The 21,097-nt window shown below is 58.6% G+C and carries 15 protein-coding genes, 1 tRNA gene and 3 pseudogenes; 9 read left to right on the forward strand and 10 right to left on the reverse strand.

Annotated features, from left to right (window positions below):
* Positions 1-12 precede the first annotated feature (12 nt).
* Positions 13-1,494 carry a glutamate--tRNA ligase gene (gene gltX, locus ACYZTM_RS04735; protein WP_461987334.1) on the reverse strand — a complete coding sequence of 494 codons (1,482 nt, stop codon included), beginning with the start codon at positions 1,492-1,494 and terminating at the stop codon, positions 13-15.
* 220 nt (positions 1,495-1,714) lie between these two features.
* Here gltX and ACYZTM_RS04740 point away from each other — a divergent pair.
* Positions 1,715-1,906 (forward strand): annotated as a pseudogene (locus tag ACYZTM_RS04740) (HlyD family secretion protein); the annotation flags it as partial.
* Between the two features lie 186 nt (positions 1,907-2,092).
* Here the strand turns inward: ACYZTM_RS04740 and uvrB are convergent.
* Complete coding sequence (uvrB, locus tag ACYZTM_RS04745; RefSeq protein ID WP_131059527.1) at positions 2,093-4,108, reverse strand: excinuclease ABC subunit UvrB; 2,016 nt, start codon at positions 4,106-4,108, stop codon at positions 2,093-2,095.
* A 351-nt stretch (positions 4,109-4,459) separates the two neighbouring features.
* On the opposite strand from uvrB, the gene ACYZTM_RS04750 reads away from it, so the two are divergent.
* The gene (locus tag ACYZTM_RS04750; protein ID WP_131059526.1) at positions 4,460-5,656 is read left to right on the forward strand and encodes an amino acid aminotransferase; all 1,197 of its coding nucleotides are present in this window, start codon (positions 4,460-4,462) and stop codon (positions 5,654-5,656) included.
* Between the two features lie 237 nt (positions 5,657-5,893).
* Positions 5,894-6,103, forward strand: a complete 210-nt coding sequence (locus ACYZTM_RS04755; protein ID WP_131059525.1) for a hypothetical protein — start codon at positions 5,894-5,896, stop codon at positions 6,101-6,103.
* On the opposite strand, the gene ACYZTM_RS04760 is transcribed toward ACYZTM_RS04755, so the two are convergent.
* The gene (locus ACYZTM_RS04760) at positions 6,100-6,330 is read right to left on the reverse strand and encodes a hypothetical protein (RefSeq protein WP_131059524.1); all 231 of its coding nucleotides are present in this window, start codon (positions 6,328-6,330) and stop codon (positions 6,100-6,102) included. The genes ACYZTM_RS04755 and ACYZTM_RS04760 overlap by 4 nt on opposite strands.
* Before the next feature lie 227 nt (positions 6,331-6,557).
* On the opposite strand from ACYZTM_RS04760, the gene ACYZTM_RS04765 reads away from it, so the two are divergent.
* A tRNA-Asn gene (locus ACYZTM_RS04765) sits at positions 6,558-6,633 on the forward strand.
* Between the two features lie 120 nt (positions 6,634-6,753).
* Here the strand turns inward: ACYZTM_RS04765 and ACYZTM_RS04770 are convergent.
* Positions 6,754-8,271 carry a nucleobase:cation symporter-2 family protein gene (locus ACYZTM_RS04770; protein ID WP_461987337.1) on the reverse strand — a complete coding sequence of 506 codons (1,518 nt, stop codon included), beginning with the start codon at positions 8,269-8,271 and terminating at the stop codon, positions 6,754-6,756.
* 254 nt (positions 8,272-8,525) lie between these two features.
* Between ACYZTM_RS04770 and ACYZTM_RS04775 the strand changes: the two genes are divergently transcribed.
* Together ACYZTM_RS04775 and ACYZTM_RS04780 are read left to right on the forward strand one after the other, a co-directional pair.
* Positions 8,526-8,807: a BrnT family toxin gene (locus ACYZTM_RS04775; protein WP_131059522.1), complete on the forward strand. Its 282-nt coding sequence runs from the start codon at positions 8,526-8,528 to the stop codon at positions 8,805-8,807.
* A gap of 3 nt (positions 8,808-8,810) precedes the next feature.
* Positions 8,811-9,143 carry a BrnA antitoxin family protein gene (locus ACYZTM_RS04780; RefSeq protein ID WP_131059521.1) on the forward strand — a complete coding sequence of 111 codons (333 nt, stop codon included), beginning with the start codon at positions 8,811-8,813 and terminating at the stop codon, positions 9,141-9,143.
* A 106-nt stretch (positions 9,144-9,249) separates the two neighbouring features.
* Here ACYZTM_RS04780 and ACYZTM_RS04785 read toward each other — a convergent pair whose 3' ends face one another.
* The 3 genes from ACYZTM_RS04785 to ACYZTM_RS04795 all read right to left on the reverse strand — a co-directional run bounded on the left by ACYZTM_RS04785 (position 9,250) and on the right by ACYZTM_RS04795 (position 13,654).
* Positions 9,250-10,077, reverse strand: a complete 828-nt coding sequence (locus ACYZTM_RS04785; protein WP_461987340.1) for an arylamine N-acetyltransferase family protein — start codon at positions 10,075-10,077, stop codon at positions 9,250-9,252.
* Between the two features lie 112 nt (positions 10,078-10,189).
* A complete protein-coding gene (locus ACYZTM_RS04790) occupies positions 10,190-10,984 on the reverse strand; it encodes an exodeoxyribonuclease III (protein WP_461987342.1) in 795 nt (264 codons plus the stop codon).
* 99 nt (positions 10,985-11,083) lie between these two features.
* The gene (locus tag ACYZTM_RS04795) at positions 11,084-13,654 is read right to left on the reverse strand and encodes a bifunctional diguanylate cyclase/phosphodiesterase (protein WP_461987344.1); all 2,571 of its coding nucleotides are present in this window, start codon (positions 13,652-13,654) and stop codon (positions 11,084-11,086) included.
* A gap of 169 nt (positions 13,655-13,823) precedes the next feature.
* On the opposite strand from ACYZTM_RS04795, the pseudogene ACYZTM_RS04800 reads away from it, so the two are divergent.
* A pseudogene (locus tag ACYZTM_RS04800) lies at positions 13,824-14,397 on the forward strand (GNAT family N-acetyltransferase).
* A gap of 293 nt (positions 14,398-14,690) precedes the next feature.
* A complete protein-coding gene (locus ACYZTM_RS04805; RefSeq protein ID WP_461983557.1) occupies positions 14,691-15,959 on the forward strand; it encodes an IS110 family RNA-guided transposase in 1,269 nt (422 codons plus the stop codon).
* A 640-nt stretch (positions 15,960-16,599) separates the two neighbouring features.
* Here ACYZTM_RS04805 and ACYZTM_RS04810 read toward each other — a convergent pair.
* A complete protein-coding gene (locus ACYZTM_RS04810; protein ID WP_131059517.1) occupies positions 16,600-17,175 on the reverse strand; it encodes a DUF1254 domain-containing protein in 576 nt (191 codons plus the stop codon).
* Between the two features lie 142 nt (positions 17,176-17,317).
* A pseudogene (locus ACYZTM_RS04815) lies at positions 17,318-18,676 on the reverse strand (sensor domain-containing diguanylate cyclase); the annotation flags it as partial.
* A gap of 49 nt (positions 18,677-18,725) precedes the next feature.
* On the opposite strand from ACYZTM_RS04815, the gene ACYZTM_RS04820 reads away from it, so the two are divergent.
* The gene (locus tag ACYZTM_RS04820) at positions 18,726-19,193 is read left to right on the forward strand and encodes a hypothetical protein (protein ID WP_131059516.1); all 468 of its coding nucleotides are present in this window, start codon (positions 18,726-18,728) and stop codon (positions 19,191-19,193) included.
* A 73-nt stretch (positions 19,194-19,266) separates the two neighbouring features.
* On the opposite strand, the gene ACYZTM_RS04825 is transcribed toward ACYZTM_RS04820, so the two are convergent.
* Entirely contained in the window at positions 19,267-21,018 is a 1,752-nt protein-coding gene (locus ACYZTM_RS04825) for a L,D-transpeptidase family protein (protein WP_461987347.1), read from the reverse strand.
* Positions 21,019-21,097 lie beyond the last annotated feature (79 nt).

Here is a 21,097-nt window from a genome sequence, read left to right on the forward strand (position 1 = left end):
GAACCGTGGTGATCAGGCGATGTTGCCCAGAAGTTTTTCCCACTCCTTGTTTTCCTTCTTCGACACGCCGCCCAACAGATCGATGGCCTGGCGCAGACGGAAACGGGTCAAGTCCGGGCCGAGGATTTCCATCGCATCAAGCACCGATACCGAGCTGGCCTGGCCCGTGATCGCGGCGAACATCAGCGGCATGGCATCACGCAGCTTCAGCTCGAGGGATTCGACCACCGCCTGAATCGTCGCAGTGATGCTGTCCTTCTCCCACTGACGCAGGCTTTCCAGCTTCCACAGAATCAGTTGCATCAGCTGACGCACCTGATCGCCCGAAAGCTTCTTCGATTCGAACAGCTTGGCATCCGGGCTCACGCCACCGGCGAAGAAGAAACCGGCCAACGGTGCAACCTGGCTAAAGGTTTCGACGCGTCCCTGCACGTGCGGTGCGATCTTCATCATGTATTCAGGGTTGAGTGCCCAGGTTTGCAGGCGCGAAGCAAACTCTTCCACCGGCAGATCACGCAGCCACTGACCGTTGAGCCACGACAGTTTCTCGATGTCGAAAATCGGCCCGCCGAGGGACACACGGCTCAGGTCGAAGTGGTCGACCATTTCCTGCAACGAGAACTTCTCGCGCTCGTCCGGCATCGACCAGCCCATGCGGCCGAGGTAGTTGAGCATCGCTTCCGGCATGAAGCCCATGCGCTCGTAGAACGTCACCGAGGTCGGGTTCTTGCGCTTGGACAGCTTGCTCTTGTCCGGGTTACGCAACAGCGGCATGTAGCACAACTCCGGTTGTTCCCAGCCGAAGTACTCATAAAGCAGGATCAGTTTCGGCGCCGATGGCAGCCACTCTTCACCGCGCAGCACGTGGGTGATGCCCATCAGGTGGTCGTCGACCACGTTGGCCAGGAAGTACGTCGGCAGGCCGTCGGTCTTCATCAACACTTGCATGTCCATGCGATCCCACGGGATCTCGACATCGCCACGCAGCATGTCCGGCACCACGCAAACGCCTTCGCTCGGCACTTTCATGCGGATCACGTGTGGCTCGCCGGCGGCCAGTCGGGAAGCGACTTCTTCCTTGGACAGCAACAGCGCACGGCCGTCGTAACGCGGGGTTTCGCCACGGGCCATTTGCTCGGCGCGCATCTGGTCCAGTTCTTCGGCGGTGCAGAAGCACGGGAAGGCGTGGCCCATTTCGACCAGTTGCTGGCAGTACTTCTGATAGATGTCGCCGCGCTCGCTTTGACGGTACGGGCCGTGCGGGCCACCAACGTCCGGGCCTTCGCTCCAGTCGATACCCAACCAGCGCAGGGCATCGAAAATCTGCTGTTCGGACTCGCGGGTCGAGCGCAATTGGTCGGTATCTTCGATCCGCAGGATGAACTCACCGCCATGCTGCTTGGCAAAGCAGTAGTTGAACAAAGCGATGTAAGCGGTACCTACGTGGGGGTCCCCGGTAGGCGATGGCGCGATGCGCGTGCGGACGGTGGTCATGGCAAGTCTCGAAATGAAGATAAAACAAAGGGCGAATGGTAACAGGCGACAGCCGCCCGGCTCCAGTCAGCAGGGCATTTAAGCCAAGGTTGCGTCTACAACGGGCCTGAACCGCGATGAATGATGGACTATCAGCCGATGACATTTACCCACTACCGACTGTATGCCAGATTCACCTGCTGATAACTTTCCTTACAATTTCTCGCCTACAGTCTGCCCCATGCCTGCCCAACTCAAGCGTCGCCTGTTTATTTTCCTGTTGATCGTCCTGCTGATTGCCGGGGGCTTTTTTGCCCAATGGTTCTTCAAGGGACGGTTTTATGAAAGCACCGACAACGCCTATGTCCAAGGCGAGATCACCCGTGTCTCGAGCCAATTGGGCGCGCGCATCGATCAGGTGCTGGTGCAGGACAGGTGTTGTTGACCAAGACGTTGCCGGCGGGGTTGAAGACAGGGGAAGCGCACTAGCTGAAAATTGTGGTGTTTTGTCGGACGCCTTCGCAGGCAAGCCCGCTCCCACATTTGACCGTGTCCGCCCGGACACCTTGATCTAATGTGGGGCTTGCTCGCGAAGAGGCCCATATAGCCCATGCAAATCTCAGACAGTAATCAACCGCTCCCGCAACTTGGTAATTTCGTCACGCATCTGCGCCGCGGCTTCGAATTCCAGGTCGCGGGCGAGCTGGTACATCTTCTCTTCCAGCGCCTTGATACGCCTGGCGACTTCCCCCGGCGATCGCAATTCGGCTTCGTACTTGGCGCTTTCTTCAGCGGCCTTGGCCATGCCTTTGCGCTTCTTGCTGCGCGAACCGGGCACGGTGGCGCCTTCCATGATGTCGGCCACATCCTTGAACACCCCTTTGGGCGTGATGCCGTTGGCCAGGTTGAACGCAATCTGCTTGTCGCGACGACGCTCGGTTTCGCCAATCGCCCGCTCCATGGAACCGGTGATGCGATCCGCGTAGAGAATCGCCCGACCATTGAGGTTACGTGCCGCACGGCCAATGGTCTGGATCAGCGAACGCTCGGACCGCAGGAATCCTTCCTTGTCCGCATCCAGGATCGCCACCAGCGAGACTTCCGGCATGTCCAGGCCTTCGCGCAGCAGGTTGATCCCCACCAACACATCGAAGGTGCCCAGACGCAAATCGCGGATGATTTCCACCCGCTCGACCGTGTCGATGTCCGAGTGCAGGTAACGCACGCGCACGCCGTGGTCAGCCAGGTAATCGGTCAAGTCTTCGGACATGCGTTTGGTCAGGGTCGTGACCAGCACCCGCTCCTCCAGCGCCACGCGCTTGCCGATTTCCGAAAGCAGATCGTCGACCTGGGTCAGCGCCGGGCGGATTTCAATTTGAGGGTCCACCAGGCCAGTCGGACGCACCAGTTGCTCGACCACTCGACCGGCGTGTTCCGCCTCGTAATTGCCCGGCGTGGCCGAAACAAAGATCGTCTGCGGGCTGATGTTTTCGAACTCGTCGAAACGCATCGGTCGGTTATCCAGCGCTGACGGCAGGCGGAAGCCGTATTCCACAAGCGTCTCTTTACGGGACCGGTCGCCCTTATACATGGCGCCGACCTGCGGCACGCTGACGTGGGACTCGTCGATCACCAGCAAGGCATCGGCCGGCAGGTAATCAAACAAAGTCGGCGGTGCCTGCCCGGAATCACGACCCGACAGATAGCGCGAGTAGTTTTCGATGCCGTTGCAGTAACCCAGTTCGAGGATCATCTCCAGGTCGAAACGGGTGCGCTGCTCCAGGCGCTGGGCTTCAACGAGTTTATTGTTGGAACGCAGGTAATCCAGGCGCTCCTGCAATTCGACCTTGATCCCTTCGACGGCGCCCAGCAGGGTTTCCCGTGGCGTCACGTAGTGGCTTTTCGGATAGAAGGTGAAGCGCGGCAACTGACGGGTCACTTCGCCGGTCAACGGATCGAACGCGGAAATCTTCTCGACTTCATCGTCGAAGAGTTCGATGCGGATTGCTTCAAAGTCGGATTCCGCCGGATGGATATCGATCACATCGCCGCGCACCCGGAACGTTGCCCGGGCAAAATCCATGTCGTTGCGGGTGTATTGCAGGTCTGCCAGGCGGCGCAGCAACGCGCGCTGATCGAGCTTGTCACCGCGATCCACGTGCAGAACCATCTTCAAATAGGTTTCCGGACTGCCCAGACCGTAGATGCACGACACCGTGGTGACGATGATCGCATCTTTGCGCTCCAGCAGCGCTTTGGTCGCGGACAGCCGCATCTGCTCAATGTGGTCGTTGATCGAGGCGTCCTTCTCGATGAAGGTGTCCGAAGACGGCACATAAGCTTCGGGCTGGTAGTAGTCGTAGTAGGAAACGAAGTACTCGACGGCGTTGTTCGGGAAGAACGCCTTGAACTCACCGTACAACTGCGCGGCCAGGGTCTTGTTTGGCGCCAGCACCAGGGTTGGACGTTGCACCTGGGCGATCACGTTGGCGATGCTGAAGGTCTTGCCAGAGCCGGTCACACCGAGCAACGTCTGGTGCGCCAGGCCGGCTTCGATGCCCTCGACCATCAGGCGGATGGCTTCCGGTTGATCGCCGGCGGGCTGGAAGCGGGTGACTAGCTGGAATTCAGACATGCATACCTCTCGATTCTCGAAGCAGGGTATCGCGCCAGCGCGGTCAAACCGGCAGCAACGAGAAAGGCCGCAAACGACTCACGTCGCCCGAGGAAAAAACTGGATTGTGCTCAATGTGGTGCCGATTGCCCGCGCTTTCAAGGCAAACGTCCTACATCCCTTGAAGTCTTTGATGCCGACATTCGACTAACGGTCGAAAAATAATCGAAAAAACTTAACCTAAAAGCCGAATCGTCTGTCGCCATCAATCGCAGATGGCCTCTATACTAGCTCCCCGTTTGTGCACCGCTCTAGTGCATTCGGCTGGAGCGCGACACGTCCCTCCACACTCCATTCAGAGCCGCCGCAAAAATGAGCCTGTTCTCCGCTGTCGAAATGGCACCACGCGATCCAATCCTGGGCCTCAACGAAGCATTCAACGCCGATCCACGTACCACCAAGGTCAACCTGGGGGTCGGTGTTTACTGCAACGAGGAGGGGCGAATTCCACTCCTGCGCGCCGTTGTCGAAGCCGAGACGATTCGCGTCGCTCAACACGCGTCCCGTGGCTACTTGCCGATCGATGGCATTGCCGCCTACGACCAGGCTGTGCAGAAACTGCTGTTCGGCAATGACTCGCCATTGATCGCCGCTGGCCGCGTCATCACCACCCAGGCCGTTGGCGGCACCGGCGCACTGAAAATCGGCGCCGACTTCCTCAAGCAACTGCTGCCGAACGCCATCGTGGCGATCAGCGACCCGAGCTGGGAAAACCACCGCGCCCTGTTCGAAACCGCGGGTTTCCCGGTGCAGAACTACCGTTACTACGATGCCGCGACCCACGACGTTAACCGTGCCGGCCTGCTCGAAGACCTGAACGCCCTGCCGTCCGGCTCGATCGTTGTGCTGCACGCGTGCTGCCACAACCCGACCGGCGTGGACCTCAGCCCTGCGGACTGGAAAAACGTGCTGGACGTGGTGAAGGCCAAAGGTCACGTACCTTTCCTCGACATGGCCTACCAGGGCTTTGGCGATGGCATCGACGAAGACGCCGCGGCCGTACGCCTGTTCGCTGAGTCGGGCCTGACCTTCTTCGTCTCCAGCTCGTTCTCCAAATCCTTCTCGCTGTACGGCGAGCGCGTTGGCGCCCTGTCGATCGTCAGCGAATCGAAAGAAGAAAGCGCGCGCGTGCTGTCGCAAGTCAAGCGCGTGATCCGCACCAACTACTCCAACCCGCCGACCCACGGTGCAAGCATCGTTGCTGCTGTGCTGAACAGCCCGGAGCTGCGCACTCAGTGGGAAGAAGAACTGGCGGAAATGCGCCTGCGGATTCGCGGCATGCGCACTCAGATGGTCGACCTGCTGGCGAAAAACGCACCACAACGCGATTTCAGCTTCGTCGGTCGTCAGCGCGGCATGTTCTCCTACTCCGGCCTGACCGTTGAGCAAGTCACCCGCTTGCGCACCGAGTTCGGCATCTACGCCCTGGACACCGGCCGCATCTGCGTGGCGGCGTTGAACCAGAGCAACATCGATGCGGTGACCAAGGCCATCGTTGCGGTGATCTGAGTCCCGTGCGGTACGAAAAACGGGAAGCCTCAGGGCTTCCCGTTTTTTATTTGTCGCAGATAAGTGTCAAAGCGCTATCGGCGCCCTCTAAACTCCACACAACGATGCACCTGTAGGAGCGAGCGGGCGGCGATCCGACTTGCCCGCGAAGCTTTGAGCGTCAGAGAGGACGCCTTCGCGGGCAAGCCTCGCTCCTACAGATTATGTGTACACCTGAGAATTCTGAAGAGAGCCCACATGAAAAACGATGACCTGCGCGCTGAGCGCGATGACTTGGACGACTTGAATGATTTCGCCCCTCGCACCCCGGCCAAACGCGCTAACAACCTGGTGCTGCAAGTGGCCGCTGGCGTATTTCTCGGCGGCCTGGCCTTGTGGCTGGTGCAACTGGCCGCCACGATGCTGTACGCCAAACTGATGCTCGCCACGGTCACGTTCGGCGGTTAAGCCAGTTCGGTGGCACGCTGAGTGGCGGCGTCGTCATAGGCGACGTAGAGCGATTCAGCGACCTGACTCTTGATCGCTTTTGCGCTTTCCAGACCGAGGACGAAGCCTTCAGCCTTGCCGCCCGCGCGATTCAAATCGTCAGCGGTGCTGGCCTGAGTGATTGCGTCGAACAGCTTCTCGGCGTGCGGGCCGACACCTTTGGGCAGGCTGATTTGAGCGATGCTCATGCGAACACCCCATTGTTTTGAAGGGTGAGGATTGGGTGATTCATGGCACGTACCTTTTCGGCGAATGGCCGGCAGCGCGTGTAACCACTTCCGGGCGGCCATGGTAGACCTCTGAGGCGATTCTGGTAACCGCCCATGGCCGATAAACCACCGTCCGTCTCCATGAATCCATCAAGTTGTTAACAGACGCTTGACTTCTCTTTTTGAATCAGTAACATACACGCCATTCCGCGATAGCTCAGTTGGTAGAGCAAGTGACTGTTAATCACTGGGTCCCTGGTTCGAGTCCAGGTCGTGGAGCCAGACAGCAAAAATCGAAAAGCCCCTGAATCGAAAGGTTCAGGGGCTTTTTTGTGGCCAACGGAAAATAAAAAGGCCGATCTGTCTAAACAACAGATCGGCCTTTTTTAACCCGTGCGCCTATCAGACATGCTCACTGCTTTTAGCGTGAACCGCTCGATGTTCGCTCGAATCATGCGCCGCTTCCACCACCGGAATCTCTTTCCCGTCGCAGTCACGCAGTTTGCCTTCGCTGAAGTAATCCCCTTCCCGTAACGCTGCCAGGTCCTGATAACGCAGAACCCGTTCAGTACCGGCCGCAAACACCGATTGTTGATCCGAGTTACCGGCGGTGAGGTGGTTGAAGGTCAGGTTGAGCACGATGGCCATGATCGCCGAGGAACTGATGCCCGAGTGGAAGATCGTGGCGAACCAGCTCGGGAAGTGGTCGTAGAAATTCGGCGCGGCGATCGGGATCATGCCGAAGCCGATGGAGGTGGCGACGATGATCAGGTTGACATTGTTGCGGTAATCAACCTTGGACAGTGTGCGAATGCCACTGGCCGCCACGGTGCCGAACAGCACGATGCCGGCGCCGCCGAGCACCGAGGTTGGTACGGCGGCGATGACCCGGCCCATGAACGGCAGCAGACCGAGGATCACCAGGAACAAGCCGCCGGTGGCGACCACGAAGCGACTCTTGATGCCGGTCACCGCCACCAGCCCGACGTTCTGGGCGAAGGCGCTTTGGGTAAAGGAGCCGAAGATCGGCGCGATCATGCTCGACAGCATGTCAGCACGCAGGCCGTTGCCCAGGCGTTTGGAGTCAACCTTGGTGTCGATGATTTCACCGACGGCGAGGATGTCCGCCGAGGTTTCCACCAGGGTCACCATCACCACGATGCACATCGACAGGATCGCGGCGAAGTGGAACGTCGGCATGCCGAAGTGGAACGGTGTCGGGAAGCCGAACATCGGGCCTTGCGTGACCGACGAGAAATCCGCCATGCCGAGGAACACCGCGATGATCGTGCCGATGACCATCGCCAGCAGGATCGACAACCGGGAGATGGTCGCGCTGCCGATCTTGCTCAACAGAAGGACCAGCAGCAGCGTCACTGCCGCCAGACCGATGTTCGCCATGCTGCCGAAGTCCGGGGCATGGCTGTTGCCGCCCATGGCCCAGCGTGCGGCCACTGGCATCAGCGTCAGACCGATGGTGGTGATCACAATGCCCGTCACCAGCGGCGGGAAGAACTTGGTGATTCGCGAGAATACCGGTGTGATCAGTAACCCGATCAACGACGCGGCGATCACCGCCCCGAGAATCGACTGAAAGCCGCCCTCCCCGCCGCTGCTGACAATCGCCACCATCGTCGCAACACCCGAGAACGACACACCCTGTACCAGCGGTAACTGACACCCGAAAAACGGTAAACCGAGGGTTTGCAGTAATGTCGCCAAGCCCCCCGCAAACAATGAAGCAGCAATCAACAAACCGATGTCCGCCGGCGAGAGCCCGGCCGCCTGGCCGATGATCAAAGGCACCGCGACGATGCCACCGTACATGGTCAGAACATGTTGCAGGCCGTAAGCCATATTCGCGCCGACCCCGAGGTTTTCGTCCTCAGGCCGTTGGTGTGAAACATGGGGCGTTTTCATGGTTGGGGGGTTCCCTGGTTTTTTGTTATGCGCACACTGTATGCAAGACTCAGGACAAATGTCTATAGAGTTGTATACAACTCACCAGTCGGATTATGGACATGTGTCCATGCTGCCCTTTGGCTGCGCGGTTTCCCCTCCAAAAAATCCTGAAATACATCTGGCGTTCGCCTTCTCCCCTGCCCGCTAGTCTTTTGCATTCCAAGCGACCGCCGGCACGGACGCCTCTCGCTTATACATATAAAGTATGCATAATGAAGTCATTCGAAATTCAGTATCACAAGGCAAAAAACGCAGCCAACAAATTAAAGCACCGCGGCATCAGCCTCGCTGAAACAGAACAAGTGTTTTATGACGAACGAGCACTGACGATTCAGGACAACCATCACGATGAACAGCGGTGGATCGTCATGGGAATGGATGCCAAGGCTCGTTTGCTGGTCGTTGCGTACACCTATCGCGATCCGAATTTCGTTCGAATCATTTCCGCGCGCATCGCTAACAAAAACGAGCGTCGCCGCTATATGGAGGATTGACCGGTGAAAGACGAATACGACTTCAGCAATGCCAAGCGTGGAGCGGTTGCCTCCAGCAAGGGTAAAACCCGAATTACGATCATGCTTGATGACGTCGTCATCGAAGCGGCACGTGCCTTGGCTGAGGGCGAGGGGTATGGCTATCAGACGGTGATCAATAACACCTTGCGCCAGACGTTGCTCAGCAACAGAGAAAAAACTGCCGGGCACGATCAGTACGCCGCAGTTGCGAATGCAGGACATTTCAAAGCAGGAGTAACAGCATCTGAACTGAAGAGCCTGGAGAAAAAATTGTCAGAAGTCTTGAGCGAAATCCACCGAGTAATTGAGCCTTGAGTTTGTCGCGGTTCAAAAACAGTGCAGTACCCGATGGCGTACAAGGCCTGGTATCAATTCAAAGGAAAAGGGCAGATGTATTCGCTCTGCCCTTTCTGGGTGGCGGCTATGTCGCCTGAATTAACTGCTCAAGCACTCGCTTCAACCCCGCATGCTCCGGCACCCGTATCCCGAACTCATCCTCCAGCACCCCAATCAATTCCTCCACATCGGTCACTTGCCGTCGTTCGCTTTCGGCACCCACCCGATGAATCGCAAAACTGCCGTTGTTCAACGTACGCCTCCAGCCATCCCCGGTGCGCGCGACCATCAGTTGTTTAGCAAAAGACGATTCGGGATAGGTCGAGACGTACCAGTTGCCGACGGCGTAATCGATGTCTTCCTGGCGTAGCAGGTCGAAGATGTACATCGGCCGCCACTCGCCGCCGACGTTGGCGCGCAGGGTGTAGCCGTCTTCATGGCGCTCTATGCGATAGGGCTCGTGGGGCGTGAGCTGTGCAGCATCGGTGTCGAGCATGAGCGGTGCGGTGGGCACCATGCCGCCGAAGCCGACGTCGGTGATGTAGCGCACGCCATCCAGAGTGACCTGGCTCAAGCGGTGCGTGCGGGCAGTCCATGCGCCTTCGGGCTGGCCCATGACCACTCGGCCGGTGATGCCGCGCGCGTCGAAGCCCAGCTCCTGGAGCAAGGCCAGAAACGCGCAGTTGAGTTCGTAGCAATAACCGCCGCGCCCCTCGTGCAGAATTTTCTGTTCGATGGATGGCAGGTCGATGAGTACCGGCTCGCCGGACAGCGTGGTGAGGTTTTCGAACGGGAAGGCCCCGGTGTGGCGTAGCTGAAGTTGGCGCAGGGTGTCCAGGGTCGGCGCCGGGGGCGCGTCGAAACCCAGGCGTTGCAGGTATAACGCACGGTTCGTCAGGCGTGGCTCGCTCATTGCTCGGTCCTTTTGCATGGGGCCGCGGATCTCTCCGCCGATGGGCGCCATGTATAAGGGATAAAGCGGTTCGACTGACAATTGATTTAGCCAATCGCACTCCCTCTGAACATCAACGCCGTTTGCGCGAACTCAAGCGAATCCACGTCGGCGCGTGATCGCTGGCGTGCGGTTCGTTGCGAACCCAGGCATCGACCCCGGCCTCATGCAGATAAGGACTCAGGCCTGAGTTGAGCAACAGATGATCGATGCGCAACCCCGAGTTTTTCTGCCAGTGCTGCCTGAAATAATCCCAGAAGGTGTAGAGCCGATCCTCCGGGTATAAATGGCGCAGGGAATCGGTCCACCCCTGATCCAGCAAGCGCTGGTAACACTCGCGACTTTCCGGTTGCAGCAACGCGTCCTTGAGCCATGAGCGCGGGTTGTAGATGTCCAGATCGGTGGGCACCACGTTGTAGTCGCCGGCCAGCACCACCGGGTGTTCGCTGCCTTGGAGATCCTTGGCATAGGCGATCAGCCGCTCGAACCACGCCAGTTTGTAGTCGAACTTCGGCCCGGGTTGCGGATTGCCGTTGGGCAAATACAGACAGCCCACCAGAATCCCGTGCACCGCGGCTTCCAGGTAGCGGCTATGCGTGTCGGTGTCGTCACCGGGCAGACCGCGCCGGCTCTCTAACGGTTGCGCATCACGCGCCAGAATCGCCACCCCGTTCCACGACGACTGACCTTGCCAGATTGCGCCGTAGCCAACGGCCTCAAGCTCGGAGGCCGGGAACGCGCTGTCCACCGACTTGAGCTCCTGCAAACAGGCGATGTCGGGTTTTTCTCGCTCAAGCCAGGCCAGCAGATTCGGCAGCCGGGCACGCATGCCGTTGACGTTGAAGGTGGCGATTTTCAGATTTTTCATGGGCCGAGGCTCGCAACGGATGGACGGTATCCAGTTGTGACCGAGGTGCGTGATGGCAGTTGCCACGACAAACGAAACAGGCGACTAAAGGTCCCCCCATTACACCGGATGCTCGTCATGCGATGCCTTGAGCAACGGCAACAGCGCCTGATTTTCCATCGGCCGGCTGAGGTAGAAACCCTGCACTTCATGGCACTCGTCAGAGATCAGGAAGTCCAGTTGCTCCAGCGTCTCGACGCCTTCTGCGGTGACGGTCAGGCCCATGGCCTTGCCCAGGTTGATGATCGCCTGCACCACCGCGCGGTCGTTACCTGCACCGCTCATGGACGAGATGAAACGCTTGTCGATCTTGATCCCGTCGAACGGATACGTGCGCAGGTAACCCAGTGATGAATAACCGGTGCCAAAGTCGTCCATGTTCAGCCGCACACCCAGCTCCTTCAGTGCGTTCATGGTCGCAAGAGCGCCGTCGACGTCGTTGAGCATCACGTTTTCGGTGATCTCCAGCTCCAGTCGACTGGCCGGCAAACGGGTGTGGATCAACGCTTCCCTGACATCCTCCACCACGTCACTGCGTACGAACTGCACGGGCGACAGGTTGACCGACACCATCAGCTCACCCGGCCAGGTCAGGGCCGTCTCGCAAGCTTCACGTAAAACCCAACGCCCCAATGGCACGATCAGGTCGGTCTGCTCGGCCAACGGAATAAACGAGTCGGGGCTTAGCAATCCCTGCACCGGATGCTGCCAGCGCAGCAACGCCTCGACCGAGACGATCTGCTTGCCATCGACGTGATAACGCGGCTGATAGTGCATAACGAACTCGTTGTTCTTGATCGCCTGGCGCAGGTCGTTTTCCAATTTGCGGCGATGCTGGATCTGATCGTTCATGTGTGGCGCAAAATAGCACCAGGTCTTCTTGCCATCGGATTTGGCCTGATACAGCGCGATGTCGGCACACCGGATCAGTTCCTCCGGCATGTGCCCCTGACGCCGACTCAAGGCGATGCCGATGCTCGCGCCGATGTGCAACGTGTGATGATCATAGTGGATCGGCCGGTGCAGGCTTTCGAGAATACGTTCGCAAATCCGGTCGATTTCCGTGTGGATGTCCATGCCATTGAGCACCAGCACAAACTCGTCGCCGCCCAGTCGCGCGACCAGATCGATGTCCCGCGTGCATTCACGCAAACGGGTGGCCACTTCCAGCAACACAGCATCGCCGGCCGGGTGGCCGAGGGAGTCATTGATCGGCTTGAAGTTATCCAGGTCGATCATCAACAACGTCAGCGGCGCTGAATGTTCTTTCAGCACCAAAGCGTCTTCGAGGTAACGCGCCAGTTTGTTGCGATTGGGCAGGCCGGTCAGCGCGTCGTGCAAAGATAGATGCTGGATCTGTGCATGGGCGGCGACTTCATCGGTGATGTCACTGGCCGTTCCGCGGTAACCCAGCACCGCGCCCTTGCTATGGATCGGTCGTGCCGAAACCCGGCAGACACGTTGCTGCCCCGACTGGTCGCGATAGGAACAACGCAGGTGACTGACGCTGTGCTCTTCGTCGAGCCTGTTCAGCCACAGTGACAACGGCGTGGTGTCGCAATACAGCAGTTGCTCGATGTCCTGCCCCAGCCATTGCTGATCGGAAAAACCGGTGACGGCGCCGAAGCGCCCCGACAGATACGTGATGCGATGCTTGTCGTCGATTTCCCAGATCCAGTCGGAAGCGGCCTCGGCCACGGCACGAAAACGCTCTTCGCTGGCCTCCAGCGCCTGGTTCGATAAATCCAGGTTGATGTAACTGGCATCCACGTGCACCGACGAGCGCAACACATATCGGAAGAAGTAAGCCGTCAACAACGCCAGAATCAACAACGCGCCGCCCAGTGGCGGCAGCAGTGACCAAAGAAGCTGATGGCCTGGCTGTTCGAGCCGCGAGACCAGGCTGTAACCGGTGCCCGTGAGTGCCACCACGGGCTGACCTGGCGCGAGTTTATTGTCAGGCGCGAGGCTCAAGTCATGCAAACCGTAGTCGGCACTCAAGGCACTGAGCTTTTCCGGACTCAATTGATCGACGAACACCAGCATCGAAGTGCTTTGGGGATCGACCGCAGGTCTTTCGTCATTCGGCACGATCGCCGCAGCCGTCAGTAGTGCGGGCTGGCCCTCAAACAGCGTGAAGCGGCTGACGGGGACGAGCAGGCTTTCTTGCCCCTGAACCTCCTTGATCAATGCCGCCATCGATATCGAAAGACGGGCCGCCGCATCATCCTGCACCTGAAGGCCACGCACCGTGGCGTATTTGGTTCGCTGGTGATCGACCACCAACACACTGTCGTAGTGATCCATGGTGTACAAGGTTTTACCCATGTTCTGCTCGACATAAGCCCACTGCACATCGACTTCACCGTTGAGACGGTCGTAGGCGGTCGTCCAGGTTGCATAACTGGCGACGTAGTTTTTCGAAGCACTGATGCGGTTTTCTAGCGCGCGCTGGGTGTAGAACGTGGTCTTTGCCAGGTCCTGGGCATCGAGCCGGCCGGCAATGTTGAACAAGGCAACCAGGGCGATCAGCACCCCCAGTACGAATACCAGTCCGACGGACCAGATCAGGTTCCGTGTGATCGGCGTATGGCGCCCGGGGGCGGCGGTGGTCGTGGCGCTCAATTCCATGCATGGGATCCTGTAATCGATTGCCTGATCGGGTGCATCACAGGCAAGCGTCCATTGACCATAGCAGCCATGGTCCGTCATCGCGCCACGACTATTGCCAATCGACAGCCGCTACCCTGTAATGGCGCGCATCACCCGCGAAACTTTGTTTGCCGAGAACGCCTCGCTCATGGACACTCTGGAAGGTCAACGAATTACCCTGCGCGCCCTGCAAACCAGCGATACCGATGCGCTGGTCAACGCCGCGCGGGATGGCGAATTGTGGAACCTGACGGTCACCGTCGTGCCCTCTCGATAGCTACTTGAAGAAAGCCCTCGACGGTCGCGATGCGGGAACGGTCCTGCCCTTCGTGATCGTGCTCAAGGACACCGGCGAGGTCATTGGTTCGACACGCTTCTGGAAAATCGACCGCCTCAACCGCAAGCTTGAAATCGGCAGCAGCTGGATCTCTGCACGCTGGCAGAAAACGTTCGTCAACACCGAGGCCAAATACCTGATGTTGCGTTACGCCTTCGACGTACTGGACTGCGTGCGAGTGCAATTCACCACCGATGAAAACAACCAGAAGTCACGCAACGCAATCCTGCGACTCGGCGCGCAACAGGAAGGTATCGTGCGCCACGAACGGATCATGCCGGACGGACGCAAGCGCAACTCGGTGCGGTTCAGCATCATTGATGAGGAATGGCCGTTGGTGCAGGAGAATCTTGAAAACAAACTGACCGAATACAGCCCTCACTGACACCCCAAACCAATGTGGGAGCGGGCTTGCTCGCGATATAGGTAGTCCGTTCCTTTCTCTTCCATACTGATATCGCTGGAAGTCAGTTGTCGGCGAGGAAGGAACATGCACCTGTGGGCTACGAATATGCTCGCGCAGCACTCGATGATTACGCCTTCACCTTCGAGTCCACAGGTGCGCTTGCGCCCTCTAACGAATTCTCAGGGAAAGCCCGACACGGCTCTCTATATCGCCTTCGCTGGACGCAAGCATGCATGTCCCTGCATGTACTTTAGCGCCTGTTGAGGTGTTCCATGCAAACGCTCCTGTCTCAGAGTTTCACTGCTTATATCGGAATTGATTGGGCAGACGCCAAGCACGACATCTGTTTGCAGATAGCTGGAGAGGCTCAGCGCAGTTTCGAGGTCATCGACCACAAGCCCGAGTCGATTGATCGCTGGGCCAAGTCGCTGCATCAACGTTACGGTGGCCCTATCGCGATCGCCGTGGAGTTGAACAAAGGCCCACTGATAGCGGCTCTGCAAAAATATGAGTTTTTTTGTATCTTTCCGATCAATCCGAGCACCTTGGCCCGGCACCGTAAAACCTTCGTCCCCAGTGGCGCCAAGGATGATCCAACGGATGCTCAATGGGCGCTTGAGCTGTTGCTGAATCACCCCGAACGGTTTCCTCAACTGGTCCAGCAAAGCTCCGCCATGCGTTCGCTCGCCAGCCTGACCGAACATCGGCGCGGGCTGGTCGATGACCGGGTCAAGCTCAGCAACCGTCTGGTCTGCATGCTCAAACAGTATTATCCGTTGGCTCTTGAGCTGTTTCATGACCATGACACGCTGGTTTTCTGTGATTTTTTGGCGCGCTGGTCGACCTTTGAAGTGCTTAAGCACGCTCGGCCGGCCAGCGTTTTGAAGTTCCTTCACGCGCACAATGTTCGCCATGCTGAGCTCAATCAGCAGCGTTTGGCGTTGATCGCCAAAGCCATGCCGTTGACTGAAGATCCAGGCGTGGTCAGTCCTTCAGCGCTGTATGTGGTGGCCCTGGTCTCGCAACTGAAAGGGGTTGTCACGGCGATCAAAGACTTTGATCGGGAGATCGAAAAAACTGCCAACACCCTGGCCGACTACCGACTCTTCAAGGCCTTGCCCGGCGCGGGACAGCAGCTTGCCCCACGGTTGATGGTCGCCTTTGGTGAGCAGCGTGATCGCTTCAAGGATGCCAGTGCGGTGCAGCGATATGCCGGAATTGCCCCGGTCACCGAACGCAGTGGCAAGAAAAAAGTCGTCCACTGGCGCTATCAATGCGCAACTTTTTTGCGCCAGACCTTTGTTGAGTGGGCTGCCCACAGCATCAATCAATCGGTGTGGGCAGAGGCGTATTATCGCCAGCAAAGGGCCAAAGGCAGCTCTTACCAAGCGGCCCTCAGGGCCTTGGCGTTCAAGTGGATCCGGATCGTTTATCGGTGCTGGAAGACCAGTACCGTGTACGACGAAAAGGTTTATTTACAGGCCTTGCTCCGGCACGGCTCACCGTTGACCAGCGAGCTGGACACAGCAAAACCGCGTTGACGGAAAGGCTCAGGGCGTGAAGGCGGCGTACCAGTCGACGTCAATGGTGACTAATCCGCCGCCTTCGCGAGCAAGCCCGCTCCCACAATGATGGATGTTGCACACACTTTCCGTGATCGGCCCCACTACCCCGGCGACAACTCACCATCGACCATTCGTCATCCCGCCAACACCCACCGCCCTCCCCGTCACACCATCAGCAGGTAACGACTCAGCTTTGGAGACGTGCACTGATGAACATCAAGCTCACCTCGCAGTTGTTGATAGGTTTGCTGACCGCAGCAACAGGAGCCGCTTACGCAGCCTCCGGCGATAACGCTGACGCGACCGAGACCCGGTCCTGGTCTAGCCGCGGCTCAATCATGGCGCCCAACAACGATACGGACCAACCCTCAGGTCGATATAACCCAGACCGGGGCAAAGGCGGATATGGCTCATCGAGAGAGGGCAATGGTGGAAATGCCGGTGCCAGCGGCTCGGGTGCGGGCGGTGGCACGGGCGCTGCCGGTGGGGGCACCGGCGGTGCAGGAGGCGGGACCGGCAGCTGGACACGCAGAAGCAACCAATGACGGGAAATCGTCGGCTGCTTTCTACTCAGTGTTCTTAACGTAGTTGCCACGGACCGCCAGGGTGTCAGCGTTCATCGACCCGCCGTGACCACACGAGCGCGGATTGCAATCTCCGGGTCGACCTGCTCGGTTCTTTTGTCGATCTGCGACAACGGCGTCACGGTGTAGCCCGCCTGAATCCTGTTCACCATCGCATAGTCCACCGCCCCGCTGACGTCGGTGCGACCGACGACCCAGACGAAGGGCGTGGGCGCCGGCAAATGATTCAGCCCTGCCGGCACCGTTCCGGTCCATCCCGGTGGCGTCACCACAAACTCACTGGACTGTGTGCCCGTCGCATATCCACCGGGCGAGGCAAACACATCGCTCCACATGTCGAGCATTGGCAACACGTACAGACGCCCGGCGGTGTCCGGCGCGGTAATCACCTGCGGCTCTTTGGTCAAATCGAGCCAGGCGATGGAATACAACGTGTCGACGTTCGACTGCACCACGGCTTTGAAATCTTCAGACGGGTACTGCGGCACAGTCACAAAGGCGTTGGCTTCCTGCGATATGACTTTCGATTGAGCCTGGCTGTCCAGCGGCAAAACAACGGTAACTGCAAGGGTTAGAGCAACGACTGTCAATGCTTGAGGTATCAACATTTTGGCGATCGTCCGTGCTGTGGGGAGATCTGGCGGGTTCGACAGAGCTACCGGAACTCTAGACGATCAAAACAGACGGAACTGACAGGGAGACAGACGGACGTGCGAGTGTTACAGGTCTGAAACAACGGCACGAAATACCTCAACGGTCGGAGCGCATCAGCGCCTCCACGCCGCCTTCGATCGACAACACCGCCGCACGGTTTCGCCCCGAATGCTTGGCTTGATACAACGCCGCATCCGCTCGCTCGATGAACACTTCGATGCTGTCGCGGCCGGTCGGCACAAACGCGTAACAGCCAAGGCTGACCGTCACGTAACCCGTGGGTGAACCGCTGTGGGTGATGTTCTTGTCCATGACGCTGCGGCGGATCTGCTCGGCAATCACCATTGCAACGTGAAGGTCGGTGTCGGGCAGCAACACCGCAAATTCCTCACCGCCATAACGCACCGCCAGATCGGCTTTGCGGTGGCAGCAACCCTTGACCGCACGCGCCACTTCCGCCAGGCAATGATCCCCCGCCACGTGGCCGTAAGCATCGTTGTAGCGTTTGAAAAAATCGATATCGAGCATGATCAGGCTCAGCGAACTGGACTGCCGGGCGCCTCGGCCAAACTCAATGTCCAGCGCCTGCTCGAACAGCCGACGATTGGCCAGGCCCGTCAGGCTGTCGTGAGTCGCGATCAGCTTCAGTGCTTCCTTGGCCTTGCGCAAATCGGCCTCGACCCGCACGCCGACGCGCACCTGGCGAACGAACACCCAACCGAACAGCCCCACACCCAACACCACCAGGGCAACGATGACGCTGGATTGGAACGCGGTGTCGTACCATTCCTTGAGAATCGAATCCCTGGACGATGCCGCCGACACCACCAGCGGATAGGCGTCGAGCTGACGGTAGCCATACAAACGCACAACACCATCGACCACCGAGCTGATCATCGCGTTGCCGGCGGGCGCGCTGGGCAAGTATTTCTGAAAGATTTCGCCCTTGGCCAGGGACGTCCCGATCAGCGATTCCACAAACGGCCTTCGCGCCAGCAACGTTCCGTCGGTCAACGCCAAAAACATCGAGCCGTTGTCATCGATGCTGAAGCTTTTGAAGAACTGATCGAAGTAGGCCATTTTGATTCCGGCCAACACCACGCCCTGGAAATTGCCGTTCTTGTCGTTCACCCGTTTCGATACCGGAATGATCCACTCGCCATTCTCCCGACTGCGAAGCGCCGGCCCGATGTGCGCGAGGGTGGACGCGTTCTGCTGGTGGAACTTGAAGTACTCCCGATCCGACACGCCCGGACCGCGGTTCAAATCCTCGAACGAGGTCACGACCCACCGCCCTTGCTTGTCGAACAGAAATATTCCGTGCAGTTGACCCAGCGCCTGCACCCGCCGGGCGAAGGTTTTCTGCAAGCGTGGTTTTTGTGCCGCGCCGTAGCCATCGGCCTGAATCCAGTCCACCAGACTGGTCAGCACCAGGTCGGCTTTCATGAAGGTGGATGGCGTTGAAGGAGCTACGATTACTCTTACATCACGACAGGGAATCGAAATGAGTAAGGCAGACGAGCTTGCGGCGAAGTTGAAACAAACCCAGCCTTCCAGCGCGGATCAGATGATCGACAGCTGGCCCGGCCAAGTCTACGAGCTGTATGAGCAGATCAAGGCGTGGCTGCTGCCGGTGACCGAGGTGGGCCTGGTTCTGCGGCGTAATCCCACGCATGTCTTCGAGTGCGATTCAGAGGGTGCGACTTACGACTACGCGATCGACCAACTGCTGATCGAAGGCAATGACCACAGCATCACCTTCGACCCTGTTGCGCGCTTCACCGGTGATGGCGCTGGGCGTGTCGAGATTCACTCGAAAGGCAAAGAACTCGCGCTGCTACGCACGGTGGACGAGCATGGCGAGACGCATTGGTGGCTGCAGGCGATTGAGCAGGCCGGACAGCAACTGGATGCGGTTGCGTTGACCGAGCACAACCTGCTGGCGGTGGTGCAAGAGGGGCTGGAGCTTTAGAGAGACTGAACCCAGAACCGGGAAAGGGGACAACCGGGAAAGGAGACAGACTTATTAAATCAAGCCCACCCCCCTACTGCCGCGCCGGCCCCGCCGCCACCACCGACCCCACCACCGTGTGCAAATCCAGCACAGGCATTTGCGAAGGCCGGTTCAAGGCACGCAACACCGGCGCATCGTAGCCATAAACATCAGGCTTGAACGCCACTCGCCCGTCACTGCCCAAATCCACGGTCCAGTACGCCAGCAAAACCGGCACTTTCACAGGAAGCCGAATGTTCTCGGTCTTGCCGTTAGCCAATTGCTTTTGAATCCCTTCACTATTCCACCGGACCGGGTCGTTGAACAACAGCTCTACCAGTTGCAGCGGATTCTCTACCCGTATGCAACCCGAGCTGGTCGCGCGGACGGTTTTGGCAAACAACTCGCGGTGCGGTGTGTCGTGGAGGTAAATCGCGTAATCGTTGGGAAACCGGATCACCACCTGACCCAGCGAGCTGTCGGGCCCGGCATCCTGGCGCAATTTGAGGCCGCGCGGGTTGGTCCAGTCGACGGTCGACGGATCGAGCACATTGCCTTCGCGATCAAGCACTCGTATCCGGTTGGCCGCGAGGTAGCCGGGATTGCTCTGAACCTTCGGCAGCATATCTTCCTTGAGGATCGTCGGCGGTACGGTCCAGGTCGGGTTAAACGTGATGTAGGTGATCTGCGCCTGGAAGATCGGCGTATTGCGAGCGGTTTTACCGACCTGCACTCGGGATCGCCAGATCGGCAGGCCATCGCGGTACATCGCCACCTTGTAGCCGGCGATATCGACGATGACGAACGTGCCCTGGAGTTTATAGAGCAGCCAACGCGCCCGCTCCATGTTCACCCGTACCTGGTCGATTCGAGCATCAACAGGCACATTCAGCGTCGCGAGTGTTGTCGCCCCAGCCATGCCGTCCGCGCCCAGGTATTGCTCGTTTTGATACTTTTTCACCGCTGCGGTGACAGCGCCGTCGTACAGGGTACCGTGGATCAATCGTGGATCGAGAAAACCTGCCGCGACCATCCTCGCGCGCAACTGCGCGACGGCCGGTTCGTCCATGCCAGGCTTGAGTGAATGGTCGACAACCACTTTCGGCCAACCGCCCCGGTCCCGGATACCGCGCAATTGCGCCAGGGCCTGACGCAAACCGACGTACACCGCTTCTTGTGGCGGCGCTTGAGCAAACGCCTTGGCCACGTCGTGATTGTCGAGCGCAGCGAAGAAGGCATTGACGTCGTCACGTGGATCGACGCCATTCGAATCAAAGTTCCAGTGAATGTCGAGCCGCGAAGGATCAACCTTGCCGCGGCGCAACTGCAGCAGCGCGGTGATGAAAGTATGCGTGGTCGCCAAATCAAAAGCCGCCCGTTGCTCGGGCGTTACCGGCGTTGTCTGCATCGTAGTCTGCGACCGGATCAATTCATCGATATGAAAATCCGCCGGGGTCAGACCATCGGCCTCAGTCGCGTTCAGGCTGGCAATCAATTGCGCGACATCGCTGTCATTCGTCCACGCCGCGCGATAGTCACGGTGCGTATAAAAATCCATGACCAGACGACTGACATCCACTCGCCGATGACGAGGTCCAGTGAGCAGCGGTGGAAACGCGGTTTTCAGCGGCTCAAGCGAGGTCTGAATCGCTTGCCCGACGTTATCGTCCGCTGCTGCCTCGATTATGGAGGTTGGCGCAGTTGTCGGCTCAATCGGCGAAGTTTCCGCGAGCGCTGTGCCGCTGATCAGAAAGCCCATAAAAAATACGCGGCTTATGACGAATAACCTTGTTAAAAGCACCATGAATAATCCCTAATCTCCCGCATTCAACGCCTGGCTTTCAACACACTGCTAGACTCGAACTTAACATGATGAGACATCT

The organism is Pseudomonas sp. MDT2-39-1 (genome assembly GCF_054898085.1).

Coding starts and splice junctions, on each gene's coding strand:
- uvrB (WP_131059527.1), bottom strand. CDS start 4,108: ATGTCTGAATTCCAGCTAGTCACCCGCTTCCAGCCCGCCGGCGATCAA.
- ACYZTM_RS04750 (WP_131059526.1), top strand. CDS start 4,460: ATGAGCCTGTTCTCCGCTGTCGAAATGGCACCACGCGATCCAATCCTG.
- ACYZTM_RS04825 (WP_461987347.1), bottom strand. CDS start 21,018: ATGGTGCTTTTAACAAGGTTATTCGTCATAAGCCGCGTATTTTTTATG.
- ACYZTM_RS04805 (WP_461983557.1), top strand. CDS start 14,691: ATGCAAACGCTCCTGTCTCAGAGTTTCACTGCTTATATCGGAATTGAT.
- ACYZTM_RS04810 (WP_131059517.1), bottom strand. CDS start 17,175: ATGTTGATACCTCAAGCATTGACAGTCGTTGCTCTAACCCTTGCAGTT.
- ACYZTM_RS04770 (WP_461987337.1), bottom strand. CDS start 8,271: ATGAAAACGCCCCATGTTTCACACCAACGGCCTGAGGACGAAAACCTC.
- gltX (WP_461987334.1), bottom strand. CDS start 1,494: ATGACCACCGTCCGCACGCGCATCGCGCCATCGCCTACCGGGGACCCC.
- ACYZTM_RS04775 (WP_131059522.1), top strand. CDS start 8,526: ATGAAGTCATTCGAAATTCAGTATCACAAGGCAAAAAACGCAGCCAAC.
- ACYZTM_RS04760 (WP_131059524.1), bottom strand. CDS start 6,330: ATGAGCATCGCTCAAATCAGCCTGCCCAAAGGTGTCGGCCCGCACGCC.
- ACYZTM_RS04785 (WP_461987340.1), bottom strand. CDS start 10,077: ATGAGCGAGCCACGCCTGACGAACCGTGCGTTATACCTGCAACGCCTG.
- ACYZTM_RS04795 (WP_461987344.1), bottom strand. CDS start 13,654: ATGGAATTGAGCGCCACGACCACCGCCGCCCCCGGGCGCCATACGCCG.
- ACYZTM_RS04790 (WP_461987342.1), bottom strand. CDS start 10,984: ATGAAAAATCTGAAAATCGCCACCTTCAACGTCAACGGCATGCGTGCC.
- ACYZTM_RS04755 (WP_131059525.1), top strand. CDS start 5,894: ATGAAAAACGATGACCTGCGCGCTGAGCGCGATGACTTGGACGACTTG.
- ACYZTM_RS04820 (WP_131059516.1), top strand. CDS start 18,726: ATGAGTAAGGCAGACGAGCTTGCGGCGAAGTTGAAACAAACCCAGCCT.